Source organism: Methanococcus aeolicus Nankai-3, assembly GCF_000017185.1.
Taxonomy (GTDB): domain Archaea; phylum AGJL01; class Methanococci; order Methanococcales; family Methanococcaceae; genus Methanofervidicoccus; species Methanofervidicoccus aeolicus.
Window position 1 is genome coordinate 345042 of the sequence record NC_009635.1, and the last position, 13701, is coordinate 358742.

Annotated in this window: 17 protein-coding genes; 4 read left to right on the forward strand and 13 right to left on the reverse strand. The window is 31.9% G+C overall.

The features are described 5' to 3' along the window. Positions 1–209: 209 nt before the first annotated feature. The 13 genes from afpA to MAEO_RS01655 form a co-directional block, all read right to left on the reverse strand. Complete coding sequence (gene afpA, locus MAEO_RS01595; RefSeq protein WP_011973040.1) at positions 210–764, reverse strand: archaeoflavoprotein AfpA; 555 nt, start codon at positions 762–764, stop codon at positions 210–212. A gap of 74 nt (positions 765–838) precedes the next feature. Then, complete coding sequence (locus tag MAEO_RS01600; RefSeq protein WP_011973041.1) at positions 839–1432, reverse strand: flavodoxin family protein; 594 nt, start codon at positions 1430–1432, stop codon at positions 839–841. A gap of 57 nt (positions 1433–1489) precedes the next feature. Then, positions 1490–1777 carry an MTH865 family protein gene (locus MAEO_RS01605; RefSeq protein ID WP_011973042.1) on the reverse strand — a complete coding sequence of 96 codons (288 nt, stop codon included), beginning with the start codon at positions 1775–1777 and terminating at the stop codon, positions 1490–1492. 65 nt (positions 1778–1842) lie between these two features. After that, positions 1843–3021, reverse strand: a complete 1179-nt coding sequence (locus tag MAEO_RS01610; protein WP_011973043.1) for an FprA family A-type flavoprotein — start codon at positions 3019–3021, stop codon at positions 1843–1845. A 125-nt stretch (positions 3022–3146) separates the two neighbouring features. Beyond that, positions 3147–3497, reverse strand: coding sequence for a DsrE family protein (locus MAEO_RS01615; RefSeq protein WP_011973044.1), 351 nt, complete (start codon positions 3495–3497; stop codon positions 3147–3149). A gap of 35 nt (positions 3498–3532) precedes the next feature. Beyond that, the gene (gene rbr / locus MAEO_RS01620) at positions 3533–4120 is read right to left on the reverse strand and encodes a rubrerythrin (protein WP_011973045.1); all 588 of its coding nucleotides are present in this window, start codon (positions 4118–4120) and stop codon (positions 3533–3535) included. 88 nt (positions 4121–4208) lie between these two features. Further along, positions 4209–4853, reverse strand: coding sequence for a peroxiredoxin (locus MAEO_RS01625; protein WP_198002426.1), 645 nt, complete (start codon positions 4851–4853; stop codon positions 4209–4211). A gap of 75 nt (positions 4854–4928) precedes the next feature. After that, complete coding sequence (locus MAEO_RS01630; RefSeq protein WP_011973047.1) at positions 4929–5120, reverse strand: rubredoxin-like domain-containing protein; 192 nt, start codon at positions 5118–5120, stop codon at positions 4929–4931. 23 nt (positions 5121–5143) lie between these two features. Further along, complete coding sequence (locus MAEO_RS01635; protein ID WP_011973048.1) at positions 5144–5656, reverse strand: ferritin; 513 nt, start codon at positions 5654–5656, stop codon at positions 5144–5146. 10 nt (positions 5657–5666) lie between these two features. Continuing rightward, positions 5667–5924 carry a thioredoxin family protein gene (locus tag MAEO_RS01640; protein WP_011973049.1) on the reverse strand — a complete coding sequence of 86 codons (258 nt, stop codon included), beginning with the start codon at positions 5922–5924 and terminating at the stop codon, positions 5667–5669. A gap of 34 nt (positions 5925–5958) precedes the next feature. Next, positions 5959–6114, reverse strand: a complete 156-nt coding sequence (locus MAEO_RS01645; RefSeq protein ID WP_011973050.1) for a rubredoxin — start codon at positions 6112–6114, stop codon at positions 5959–5961. A gap of 52 nt (positions 6115–6166) precedes the next feature. Continuing rightward, on the reverse strand, positions 6167–6523 hold the full coding sequence (locus MAEO_RS01650; protein WP_011973051.1) for a class II SORL domain-containing protein: 357 nt from the start codon (positions 6521–6523) through the stop codon (positions 6167–6169). Positions 6524–6663: 140 nt separating this feature from the next. Then, positions 6664–6978 (reverse strand): carboxymuconolactone decarboxylase family protein, encoded by a 315-nt coding sequence (locus tag MAEO_RS01655; protein WP_011973052.1) that lies wholly within the window; start codon positions 6976–6978, stop codon positions 6664–6666. Between the two features lie 187 nt (positions 6979–7165). Here MAEO_RS01655 and MAEO_RS01660 point away from each other — a divergent pair, with 187 nt between their 5' ends. The 4 genes from MAEO_RS01660 to MAEO_RS01675 all read left to right on the forward strand — a co-directional run bounded on the left by MAEO_RS01660 (position 7166) and on the right by MAEO_RS01675 (position 13615). Then, positions 7166–8212 (forward strand): ABC transporter substrate-binding protein, encoded by a 1047-nt coding sequence (locus MAEO_RS01660; protein ID WP_232202533.1) that lies wholly within the window; start codon positions 7166–7168, stop codon positions 8210–8212. 120 nt (positions 8213–8332) lie between these two features. Further along, positions 8333–9964, forward strand: coding sequence for an ABC transporter permease (locus tag MAEO_RS01665; RefSeq protein WP_011973054.1), 1632 nt, complete (start codon positions 8333–8335; stop codon positions 9962–9964). 53 nt (positions 9965–10017) lie between these two features. Beyond that, complete coding sequence (locus MAEO_RS01670) at positions 10018–11007, forward strand: ABC transporter ATP-binding protein (RefSeq protein WP_011973055.1); 990 nt, start codon at positions 10018–10020, stop codon at positions 11005–11007. A 535-nt stretch (positions 11008–11542) separates the two neighbouring features. Continuing rightward, on the forward strand, positions 11543–13615 hold the full coding sequence (locus tag MAEO_RS01675) for a heavy metal translocating P-type ATPase (RefSeq protein ID WP_011973056.1): 2073 nt from the start codon (positions 11543–11545) through the stop codon (positions 13613–13615). The last annotated feature ends 86 nt before the right edge of the window (positions 13616–13701 follow it).

Below are 13701 nucleotides of genomic sequence, written 5' to 3' on the forward strand. Positions count from 1 at the left end.
ATATGGCATATATAAATAAACAACAGAAACTATAATTCCAAATATCTATCATTTACTACATATAATATATGTCACAATAAATTATATTTTCGACCTATTTAAAAATTGTTTATTATAAAATACAATATTATTGATTACAATCTTTATTTATAAATAGATGTTGATTTATGATTTAATATTACAAAAAATTATTAACATAATTATATATTTTAATCGTTAGTATCGACATATTTTAAAATTATTTCTCTTATATCATCTACGCCATCTAAAATTGTAATGCCGTCCATTTTTCTTAATTTATCAACATTCTCTACATCTTCTTTTCTAATATATAACTTCAAAGTTTTTCCACTGGGAATTATTGTTTCAATTTCTCCCATTTTATTATCTGGTGGGTAAATATATGTAGGAACCTTTGCTTTAATACCTTGGGCAATGGAATTTGTAATAAGAGTATCGGCTATGCAATGAGATACCTTTGCAACAGTGTTTGCAGTGGTTGGAGCTACGATAAAAATATCATATTTTCCAGTTTGCAATTTTCCCGGTAAAAATGGGGCATTTGCATCTACTTCTAATCTAATGTCATAGAATTCATCCATTATCAAATTCCAAAGTTTATACCACTTTAAAACAGCCTTTGCACTTTTTGAGGCATATACATCAATATCTAAATTATATTTATTTTTTAAATCAATCATCATATGGACTATTTCCTCTATCTTATCTCCACATCCGGTAATGCCCCATGCAATTTTAACCATGATTTCACCTTTATTACAATATATCTGTGCGTATATATTTTACTATATATATGTTATATATATGCATAACCTACTTAAACCCTATTTTTGGACAATGTATTATAAAATTTATTTAAAGTTTTTCTTAATACCCTTAATCCTTCTTCATCTTTCATAATTCCGTCCTTTCCTTTATCCTTTGACCAAAATGTAGCACCCAAATTTGCACCAAATGAACCTCCGCCTACCGGAATCATTTCATTTATCATATAAAAGTCATGGATTGTTCTTAATGCTATTTCCTGTCCACCGTTTCTATCTCCTCCAATCGTTATGCCCATTCCAATTTTACCATTTAAAACCTTTGGATTTTTTGCAACTATTGCCCTACTTCTATCCATCATAGTTTTTAGCTGTCCAGTGATATTGCCCTGATAAACCGGAGCTCCCATTATTATTCCATCCGCCCATATTAAATTTTCATAAACTTCATTCATATCGTCCTTATGAATACAGCCCTCTTTTTTTCTTATACAGTAATCGCAATGCATACAGAATTTTATTTCTTTCCGAGCAACTGAAAAATACTTAATTTCGCATCCTTTTTCTTTTAAATAATCCAATGCATAATTCACTGCATAATTAGTACCCTGTAATCTTGGACTTCCACTTATGCCAAAGATTTTCATTATCTCACCATTTAAATATATAAAAAAATAAAAAAATAAAATAATATATTATTTATATTATAATTCTTCTTTTTCCTTCTTTTCGATTACACATTTATTGGATAGCTTTATAGCCAAATCCTCAAAATCTTTTATTGGAAAATCTGAATCAAGCATTAATTTAACTAATTCTCCTGCTTCGATATCCCCACAAGGCAATGATAAACCACAAGGTAGTGCATTTGCTAATTCAACTTTACTTTTTATTGGAAATACGGCTTTATTTTTAAAGAATTCAGCTAATTTTAATTTAAACTCTTGAATATCTTTTAACGGTTCATACAATGGATGGTTTGTTGTTATCATATCTTATCACCAAATAACTATTATTATTATTATTATTATTATTATATAATTTTTGTAATCTGTATTTATAAAATATCTTTTGATAATTTTTTTCCAAATTCATGACATTTTTTAATATGCTCTTCTTTTGGAACAAATTTACATTTTAAACATTCATCATCTATAATCTTAAAGTTTAATTTTTCAAAGGATTTTTTTATAACTTCTGTTGCCATTTCCATCCATCCGTAGGAGCCAAATGCAGCCGCTATTTTACCATCTGGTTTTAACCCTTCTAGGTATGCTAAAAACATTGCAACAGGAGGATACACATTTGAGTTTAATGTTGGGGAGCCGATTAAAATATATTTTGCATCTAAAATCTCCCTCATTATCGTATTCATCGGAGTTCCGGAGATGTTATAAATTTTTACTTCAACCCCATTATCTAGCAATCCATTTCCTATGGCATGTGCTATTTTTTTGGTTGAATCGTACATGCTATCATAAGCTATAACTGCCTTATTTTTACACTCTCCAGACGACCACTCCAAATATTTGTTTAAGATTTTTTCTATTTCTTCTTTCCATATTATTCCGTGGGAGGGGCAAATATATTCAATATCTAAATCATTTACAGTATTAACTGCGTTGGGTATGAGCATTTTATATGGCAATAATATATTTGCAAAATATTCCTTTGCATCTTCAAAAATTTCTTCAATATTTCCAAGTTCATAGTCAAATCTTTCTGATGTTGCTACATGCTGTCCAAAAGCATCATTCGAGAATAAAATTTTGTCCTCAATGCAGTATGTAACCATATTATCTGGCCAATGAAGCATCGGAGTTTTTATGAATTTTAAAGTTCTTTTTCCAATGTTTATCTCATCGCCAGTATCCGCTATTACAAACTCCCAATCATCTGTATTAAATTGAAGCTCCAAATGTTCCTTCCCTTTCTCATTTGTAATGACCTTTGCACCAGATAATTTAACAATTTTATCAATACATCCGCTGTGGTCTTTTTCTGCATGATTTGCCACTATGTAATCAATGTCCCTTGGGTCAATCACTGTTTTAATACCACCTATTAACTCTTCAAACATATAATGTTTTGCAGAATCGATTAAAACATTTTTTTCATCCACTATTAAGTATGAATTATAGGAGCTCCCCTTTGAAGTTTCATATCCATGGAACTCTCTAACTTCCCAATCCACTGAACCACTCCAATATATGCCATCTTTTATTTTAACTACCATGAATATCACCTTGTTGCGGAGCTCCCTACAATATTTAGTATTCATAATATTACAGGGAGCTCCCAAACATAACACACTATAAATTGTAAATAATTATAATATAAAAAAAATAATATAAATTATAATTAAAACTTAATTACATTAAAACCTTCATCTAAATATTTCTTTAAGCTTATATGCCCAAATAAATCATTTTCAACGGTTAGATTATCTTTTATATCGCCCAATACGCCAAACATACTTGCACAGGCTTCACAAACTACAAAATTATCCATTAATTGTTTAGCATGGTTTGAAAATGGGTGTTCTTCATTTAACAAATCCTTCGCCCAATTAACTCCTTCGCCCTCAAATATTATTTTTACATCTTCTCCTTTTTCCTTCATTTCATTTGCAAATAATAGCACATGCAACATCAAAGGCATATTTGGCTTATCGTTGTGAGTGTAAGAAAACACTAAAAATGCATTTTTCATAATATATCGCCCCTTTAATTATTATTTAATTATAATTAGTATTTTTCACACAATATTTCAAAATACTTCGCTGGATGACTGCAAGATGAACATTCTTTTGGTGGTTCATTTCCTTCATGCGTATATCCGCACTTCCTACAAACCCACTCAACCGGTTCATTTTTCTTAAAAACTGTTCCATTTTCAACTTCTTTTAATAATTTATTAAATCTATTCTCATGATGATTTTCAGCAATTGCAATTGCCCTTAATCGTTCTGCAACATCATTCAATCCTTCTTTTTCTGCTATTTCAGCAAACTTCGGATACATTTCAGTATGTTCAAAATGTTCCCCTTCAATTGATGCCATTAAATTTTCAGCAGTATTTCCTAAAACAGTTGGAACTTCAACATCATTTACAGTTATTGAATTCCCCTCAATGTTGTATTTATTTTTTAATTCGGTAATTAAATAGAACAGCCACTTAGCATGTTCCCTTTCATTCTCAGCAGTTAATAAAAATATCTCGGATATTTGCTCATATCCCTCCTGCTTTGCAATTTTTGCATAGCATGTATATCTATTCCTTGCCAAGCTCTCCCCAATATATGCCTTTATTAAATTTACAATTGTTTCGTCCATATTTATACCTCAGTCCAATCCACATATTCCCAAAAAATTACAGAGTAATAATCTGAATATAAAATAAAAAGTAGGATAATTAATTAATTTATTCCAATTTTTTACAGCAAAGCCACCAATCAAGGCATTCTATTTCTCCTTTTTCAGCGGCTTCCTTTCTACTCTTCATTTCTTCAACCGTGGAAGCAGGGGGGACTATTACTTTATCCCCAATAATCTCATTGTTGGGCCAGTTTGCTGGAAGCGCCACTCCTTTATCGGATGTTTGAAGTGCTTTAACTAATCTTATTATTTCATCGATATTTCTTCCAGCTTCCTGTGGATAATATAATATTGCCCTAATTGCTCCCTTATCATCTACAATAAATACAGCTCTAACTGTGTTATTACCTTTATATGGGCTCACCATACCTAATCTTTCAGCCAACTGTCCCCTATCATCTGCGACTACTGGGAATTCAATATCAACATCCAAATTATCCTTTATCCACTCAATCCATTTTAAATGGCTGAATACCTGGTCTATACTTAAACCTATTAATTCAGTATTTAGCTCCTTAAATTGGTCATATCTATTTTGAAATGCCACAAATTCAGTGGTGCAAACTGGTGTAAAGTCCGCAGGATGACTAAATAAAACAAACCATTTACCTTCAAAGTGTTCCGGTAATTTTATTGCTCCTTGTGTAGTTTTAACTTCTACTTCAGGGAATTTCTCACCTATTAATGGCATTTTATATTCTCCAATGCAACATATATCTTCATGCATAATTTATCCCCCCAATATTTTTATGTTTTTTAATTTTAATTAAAATTTACTTTCATTATTCGGTGTCCTTGCAACCAATTTTGGGTCATAACCTTGACATCCACATTCCGGAGTATAACAAGTTACATCATAAAAAGTGCAAATTTCGCCACAATTTGGGCATTTTTCAGGCACCTTATTGGCCTCGGCCTCGAATAAGTATCCACAGTTGGAACATTTCCACCATGCCATAATATCACCTACATTTTAGAATATTAATTTTTAGTAATTAATGAAACATAGACCCTTTGACCCAAATCTTTGTCGAGCATAAACAAACCTCTTTTGTCCCCACCTAATAACTTTAATTTATCTATGATTTCCAAGAATGAAGATTCTTCCTCTACTTGTTCATCTATATACCATTGAAGCATATTAATTGTAGCATAATCCTTTTCAGAAACTGCTAAATCCATTAGGTTATTTATTGATTCGGTTATAATCTGCTCATGCTCGTAGCCATTCTCAAAAACTTCCAATATTGATAACCATTTATTTTTTGGTTTTTCGATGGTCACCAATTCAATTTCTCCCCCTCTTTCAAGCACATAATTATAAAATTTCATGGCGTGGTCGAGCTCTTCTTGATACTGAACTTTTAGCCACTGTGAAAACCCTTTTAATCCCTTGGATTCAGTATAGGCAGACATAGATAAATAAAGATACGCTGAAAACAGCTCTTTATTTATCTGTTTATTTAATGCCTTCAATATATTGTCTTTAATCATAAAATACAACTCACCTACTCAAATTTTCCCTAAGATAGTTTTCAAGTTGCTCAATTGAAGGAGCTCCCAAAAATGCAATTTCCCCATTTATGACGATAGTCGGAACTGTCATTATATTGTATTTCTCTACGGTTCCCGGGTCTTCTGTTACATCGATATATTTTACTTCAATGTCGTCACAACTTACCTTTTTTACAACTTCTTCAACTACTTTTTTAGCAGTAGGGCAGTGAGGACATTGAGGGGAAGTAATTACTTCTACTAACATTTTTCTGCCTTTTTTAATAATAAATACCAAATAATTAAATTTTCCTAAATGCACTTTTACTTAAACCACACTGCGGACATTTGAATGTATCGGGCAAATCTTCAAACTTGGTATTTGGTGTTATATTTTGGGAAGGTTCCCCAACAGATTCATCATATATCCATCCACACATACATTGATATTTTGTCATATTATCGCCCCATATTTTTAATTATAATAATATTGAATATCCATTGACCTCATTATTCTATTTTTATCTCTTTTTCATATTTCCATATGCCGTGAAGATTGCAATATGCATATGCGGTTAATTTCATTACAGTACCTTTATGACCTTCTGATGGAGCTTTTATATGAAATACTACTTCAGGTTTAGCATATTGTGTCAAATCTGCTCTTGCCAAAGGAATATCTCCTATCCTAAGTCCCATAAATTGAATAAAATGTCCGTCATCCATTGGATGTTCGACCCCTGCGGTATGAATTTTAACCTCAAAAATTTCCCCTGTCTTTACTGTATCTTTACACTCAATCATTGGAGTGTGTTTTTTTTCAAAATCAGTTCCTTCTACCATGGTTTTTGCATCAGTGCAACTCATGCTATCTCCTGTTTTATTTTTTTAATCTATATTAAATAAATTATGCAAATGAATATGTATAATATATTTAATAAATATTTAACTATTCGAATTTCGTTATTAACCATTCGAATTTCGTTAAATATTAAAAAATAATACTATTAAAGTTCATACAATATTTTCATAGCTTTTGTGAATGCAGGCATACCCGAAGTAAGAAGCACCACATTTAAAACATCACATATTTCATCTTTTGTAATGTCAAGCTCAGCCATTCCACTTTTCATCTGTTTTTTAGTTGATTTTTCATCCCCTGTTGATGCCGCAATACCAATTGCTATTAATTTCTGGGCTTTATAATCTAAAACCTTTCCAGAATACACTGCATTGTTTAATTTAACAATTGATTCATACAACTCCGGACAGTCCTCTTTAACATGCTTCATTCCTTCTCCCACAAAGACTTCATTTTTCATTTTATCCCCTCGTTTTATTTTATTTTAATTTTTTTTATTATATTCAACATATGCTTTTATTTTTTGGTATTTATATAATTTTTGATATGTGGCCATATAAACTTTATACTATTAGAAAATCTAAATAATAAATTATAAATATTAATATAATTAAAAATGCAGTATATATCATAAATAAGGTGAAATTGTGAAAAAATACATGCCCATTATGGCCCTACTCGGGGTAATTTTATTTTTGAGTATCAGCGGATGTATTAATGACCAAAGTCCTACGGTTATATCATCAGAAGGACCTCCCACAGAAGAAAAAGTTATTAATATCTATGCTGCTTACGGTGGATTAGATACGATTGCAGAAGAATTTGAAAAAGATACAGGTATAAAAGTAAATTATGTTTCAATGTCCTCGGGAGAAGCGTTATCTCGGTTGATGGCAGAAAAGAACAATCCTTCATGTGATGTATGGTTCGGTGGAGGTATTGATGCATTTATAAAAGCAAAAAACGAAAAATTATTAACCTCATATGAATCGCCAAATGCAAAATATATAGATAGTAAATTTGTCGATGAAGAGCATTATTGGACTGGTGTATCCCTTGTTACAATTGGAGTTTTGGAAAATACCCAATTAATTAAAGATAAAAATCTTCCAGAACCAAAAACATGGGATGATTTGATAAAACCAGAATATAAAGGAGAACTCATAGCATCAAATCCAACAATATCTGGAACAGCATATTTCACAATATGTGGAATACTTCAAATGAAAGGAAAAGATGAAGGTTGGATATATCTTGATAAATTTTATGGAAATACTCCATTTTTAACAAAAAGAGGTTCTGGACCTAGCAAAAAAGTTATTTCAGGCGAATATGCTTATGGAGTAGCTCCTGACCCTCATAGTAAAAAAATAAAAAATCCTGACCTACCTATAAAAGCCATATATCTTGACAAGGTGGTTTGGTGGCCTTCACCAGTTGCAATAATTAAAGACAGTAAACATCCAAATAATGCAAAGACATTTGTAGATTGGGCATTGTCAGAAAGAGGACAGAAAATTTTAATGAGTGCAAGTCCAAGAGTTCCTGTAAGAAGCGATATAAAAACCCTTGAAGGAGTTCCAAATCCTAGTGAATTAGATTTCATAGATATGGACTTTGTATATTGGGGGGAGCATAGGGATGAAGTATTAAATGAGTGGAAAAATAGATATCAATCAATAACAACACAATAAATTATTATTATGTATGGTTGCATATTACAGGGAGCTCCCATGAGGAGTTAATTGAATTCTTTTTTCAATTAATATATATCTATATCTTATACATAATATATTTTCTTTTTTGGTGTTTGTATGGGTTATTATAAAAAATTTAAAAAGATGACTGATATAAAATTTAAAAAATATTTGCCCCATATGGTAGGATTTATTTTTTTAATAATATTTGTAATATTTCCGGTATCTTCCGTTCTTTTACAGTCATTTTATGATAATGGATTTACATTGAAATATTATATAGAATTTATTAAAAGTCCATATTATTACGGTATTTTAAAAAACAGTTTAATGGTGGCATGTTTATCAACTACATTGTCATTATTTATGGGATTATTGTTTTCATTGCTTATCTTTAAAACAGATATTAAAGGAAAGATTTTTTTAAAAATTGCAGTATTGCTTCCAATAATTACTCCGGGATTTATAGATTCACTAGCTTATGTGTTTCTATTCGGAAGACATGGGTTAATAACCCATGGGCTTTTGGGATTGGAACCAAATATATATGGCTGGAAAAGTGTGGTTGTCCTTCAATCGATTGATTATACCACCACTGCATTTTTAATAATGTCTGCTGTTTTATTGGGCATATCTTCTAACTTAGAAGATGCAGCTCGAAATTTAGGTTCCAGCGAATTTAAGGTGTTTAAAAATATCACATTTCCTCTACTTCTACCGGGAATATTAAGTGCCGGGCTTTTAATATTTATGAGCTCTATGGCAGATTTTGGAACTCCAATTATAGTCGGTGGAAATTTCAACACTCTTGCAACAGCTTCTTATTTTGAAATAATAGGCAACTTTAATACGGCCATGGCTTCAACATTGAGCGTAATCTTGTTAATTCCTTCTTTAATATTGTTTACATTATACAATAGAATTTACAAAGAGCATGGTCAAAAAACCACAAAAATAAAACCTTATTCAGTAAGTGGTAGCTCCAAACTATTGTTATCCGTACCTCCCGCAGTTTTTGCCATTGTAGTTTTTATGCTGTTTTCAGCAGTATTTTTAGCCGCATTTACAAAGAGTTTCGGATATAATTACACATTTACATTGGAGTATTTTGTAGAGGCATTAAATAAAGGCATGCCTGCATTAAAAAATACTATAATATTTGCACTATCATCAAGTGCATTGGTTGGATTGATGGGCATGATTTTTGCATATATAATTGTAAGAGATAGATTTTTTGGGAGAAAAATGCTGGATTTAATAATATTAATTCCTTTTGCCATTCCCGGAACATTTATTGGTATTGGTTATCTATTGTCTTTCAATACTCAACCCCTGTTATTGACCGGGACTGCTTTAATTATTATTTTAAATTGTGTTGTTAGAAAACTTCCATTTTCATATAAAACTGGATATGCCACACTCACCCAAATAGAAAAATCCATAGAAGAAGCATCTCTTAATTTAGGTGCAGATAAATTAAAAACATTTTATATGATTGTTTTGCCGATGTTAAAGCCTGCAATAATTTTCAGCATGATATATACATTTATTGCCACGGTAAAAACTTTGGGTTCGATTATATTCCTCATAACTGCAAACACAAAGGTTTTATCTGCCATGGTGTTTGAAGCCACCATTAACGATGACTTTGGAGTTGCAGCATGTTATTCTTTAATGATGATAATTTTATCAGTTATCGGAGTTTTATTAATCTGGAAACTAAAAGGTAAAAATTTTATTGCCGATTAATACCTGCCCCATAAAAATACTTCATAAATCCCAATTTTAATAAAGGTGATAAAATGGCTGTTCTAAAACTCGCCAATGTATCAAAGGCATATTCCAATACAAAAATTTTGAACAACATAAATTTTGAATGTGAAAATGAGCTCATCTCATTGCTGGGGCCAAGTGGGTGTGGGAAGACCACCTGCCTAAGGACAATAGCAGGTTTTGAAATACCCAGCAATGGAAAGATTTTTTTAAATGGGAATGATATTACCAATATTCCACCAAATAAGAGAAATATAGGCATGGTATTTCAAAGTTACGCACTTTTTCCCCATCTAAATGTTTATGAAAATGTAGCCTATGGTTTAAAAATTAAAAAATTAAAAAAGAATGAGATAAAAGAAAAGGTTAAAGATGCATTGAATATGGTTAATTTAGAGGGATTTGAGAACTACAATATAAATGAGTTAAGCGGTGGGATGCAGCAAAGGGTGGCAGTAGCCCGGGCATTGGTAATTGAACCAGAAGTATTACTACTTGATGAACCCCTTAGCAATTTGGATGCAAAATTGAGAATAAAAATGAGGAGGGAGTTAAAAAAACTTCAAAGGGACTTAGATATACCTTCCATATATGTTACGCATGACCAGGAGGAGGCACTGACAATATCTGATAGAATAGGCGTTATGAATAACGGCAAAATTGAACAGTTGGATAGGCCTGAAAATATATATACCTATCCAAAAACAGAATTCATCGCAAACTTTATAGGAAATATAAATGAAGTTTCAAAAAATATCCTAACTTATTTAAATATAGACTATGATAAGAAATATAAATATTTTGTGAGACCCGAAAATGTAGTTGTGGGAAAGGGAGATTTTACTGGAAAAATAGTAGATATTGAATATCTTGGCAACCTTGTAAGATATGCCATAAAATATGATGATAATATTATAATTTCTGAAATTCACAATACAAAAACGATTTTAAAAGAAGGGGACGAAGTTTCATTTAATATCGAAAAAGACGATATTTTAAAATTAACTCATAAGATTTAAAAATTCTCCTATCCGTTTTTTATAGGTGTTATTCTTATTTTTAAGTTCAATTGTATTTTATGTTTGTCTTATTATGGTTAATATCAATAACACGGTTAAATAATAAAATAAGATATAAATATAAATAGGTAATGTAATATAACTATATACGCCTCCAATAAACCGACCTACATGAAGCCTGTGGATTACCTTGCTGTGATAGAGGGTTCGAAATTGGAGGTACAATTTTATTACACTCTCGACATGGGTTAGCTACCTGATGTGGCGTATGCTTAGAATGAAGGATCAGTGTTAATGTCGGGAGACAGCTATTCAATATCTAACAGGTACTATTCAATACTATTTAACACATTACATAATTTTAATTGTTATCAATATTCGAATTTTCGAGTGTAGTGTGTGATTATTTTTATACTTTATTTGCATGTTAAAAATATACAATAATTATAAATAACATTTGAACAAATGTTCAATTGAACTGGTGATATAATGTCTTATATTTGTGAAGTTTACAAAGAACATTTAGGTGAGTAAAATGTCAAAAAAACTTAAATTGAAAGGTTTAGATTGTGCAAACTGTGCATATAAGATTGAAAATGCCTTAAAAAAAGAGGGGTTTGAGTCTGCATCAGTTAACTTCGCTACCGGTGAGCTCACCATTGAAGGGGATATAGAAAAAGCCAAAAATATAGTGAAGAAAGTTGATTCAGGGGTTGAAGTAATAGAAAAAGAAGAACATCACCATGACTGCCATGATCACGGTGAAGATCCAAAGAAAATGCTTTACTTCATAGTTCCATCGTTAATTCTTTTTGTAATTGGGGTACTACTTAGGTACTACTACAACTACGACAATATTTTTGTATTTGGAATATTTGTCGTAGGCTATATGTTAGTAGGGTGGAAAGTTCTAAGGAACGCTGTTGTAAACTCCATCCACGGAAATGTCTTTGATGAGAACTTTCTTATGACAATAGCCACTTTAGGAGCCTTTGCTATTGGAGAATATCCTGAAGCCGTAGGTGTTATGCTCTTCTATATGGTGGGTGAGTTCTTCCAGAACTTATCAATAAATCGTTCTAGAAAATCAATTAAAGGGTTGTTAGCATTAAAGGCAGACTACGCAAACTTAAAGATTGGAGATAAGACAATTAAAGTTAAACCTGAGGATGTTAAAGTTGGTGATCTAATCTTAGTAAAACCTGGAGAACGGGTACCATTGGACGGATTGGTGATTGAAGGTTCATCAACTGTTGACTCTTCAGCACTAACTGGTGAAAGTATACCTAGGGTAGTCAAAGAAGGAGATGAGCTCCTATCAGGAATATTAAACTTAAATGGTCTTTTAACAGTTAAGGTTGCAAAGGAGCTCAAAGAATCGACGATTTCAAGAATCTTTGAACTAGTTGAGAATGCAAGTGCAAGAAAAGCAAAAACAGAGCGTTTTATTACCAGATTTTCCAGATATTATACTCCAATAGTCGTAGGTTTAGCAGTACTGATAGCCACAATCCCACCCCTGGTTTTTGGAGAACCTTTATCCAATTGGGTATATAGGGCATTGGTACTATTGGTTATATCCTGCCCCTGTGCATTGATGCTTTCAATTCCTTTAGTCTACTTCGGAGGAATTGGAAAGTCTGCCAGAGAGGGGATACTCGTCAAAGGTTCAAACTTTCTCGATGCACTGGGCAAAGCTAGAATTGTGGCATTTGATAAAACAGGGACTTTAACAAAAGGAGTATTTAAGACGGTACAGATAGTCGCAAAGAACAGCTTTAACAAAGATGAAATCTTAAAATTTATGGCACTGGCTGAAGCTCATTCAAGTCATCCAATTGCAAATGCACTAAAAGAGGCTTATGGAAAAGAAATTAATGAAAACGAGATTAAAGAACATGAGGAAATACCAGGGTATGGAGTTAGAGCCAAAATTAATGGAAAAGAAATAATGGTTGGAAATGATAGGCTTTTGCATAAATTTAACATCGAACATGACACCTGCCATGTAAAAGGTACGGTTGTCCATGTGGTTGTTGATGGAGAGTATGCAGGTTACATAATAATATCCGACGAGATAAAAAAAGATGCTTTAGAAACCATACAGGAGCTCAGAAAACTTGGAGTTAAAAAGATTGTAATGCTTACCGGTGACAGCAAGGATGTTGCAGAAGAGATAGCAAAAAAAATCGGCTTAGATGAGTTTTACGCTGAACTGCTACCTGAGGATAAGGTAAATATTATCGAAAAGCTTGGGGCAGAGAAAGAAAATGGTACCGTTGTTTTCGTTGGAGACGGAATAAACGATGCCCCAGTTATTGCAAGGTCAGATTTAGGTGTTGCAATGGGAGCTCTGGGAAGTGACGTTGCCATAGAAACAGCAGATATAGTTATAATGGACGATAAACCTTCGAAGCTACCTTTAGGAATTAAAATATCAAAGAAGGTACAGAATATAGTTATGGAAAACATAATCTTAATTTTAATCGTTAAACTGTCATTTGTACTACTCGGAGCTCTTGGACAGGTCACAATATGGGGGGCCATATTTGCAGATGTTGGAGTTGCACTACTCGCAGTTTTTAACTCGATGAGGATATTAAAATAGAGAAACTTAAAGTATTTATATAACTATTTTTATTCTATTATTCTTATTCACTACTACTGCATAATTATTAATTAGAATATACTCAT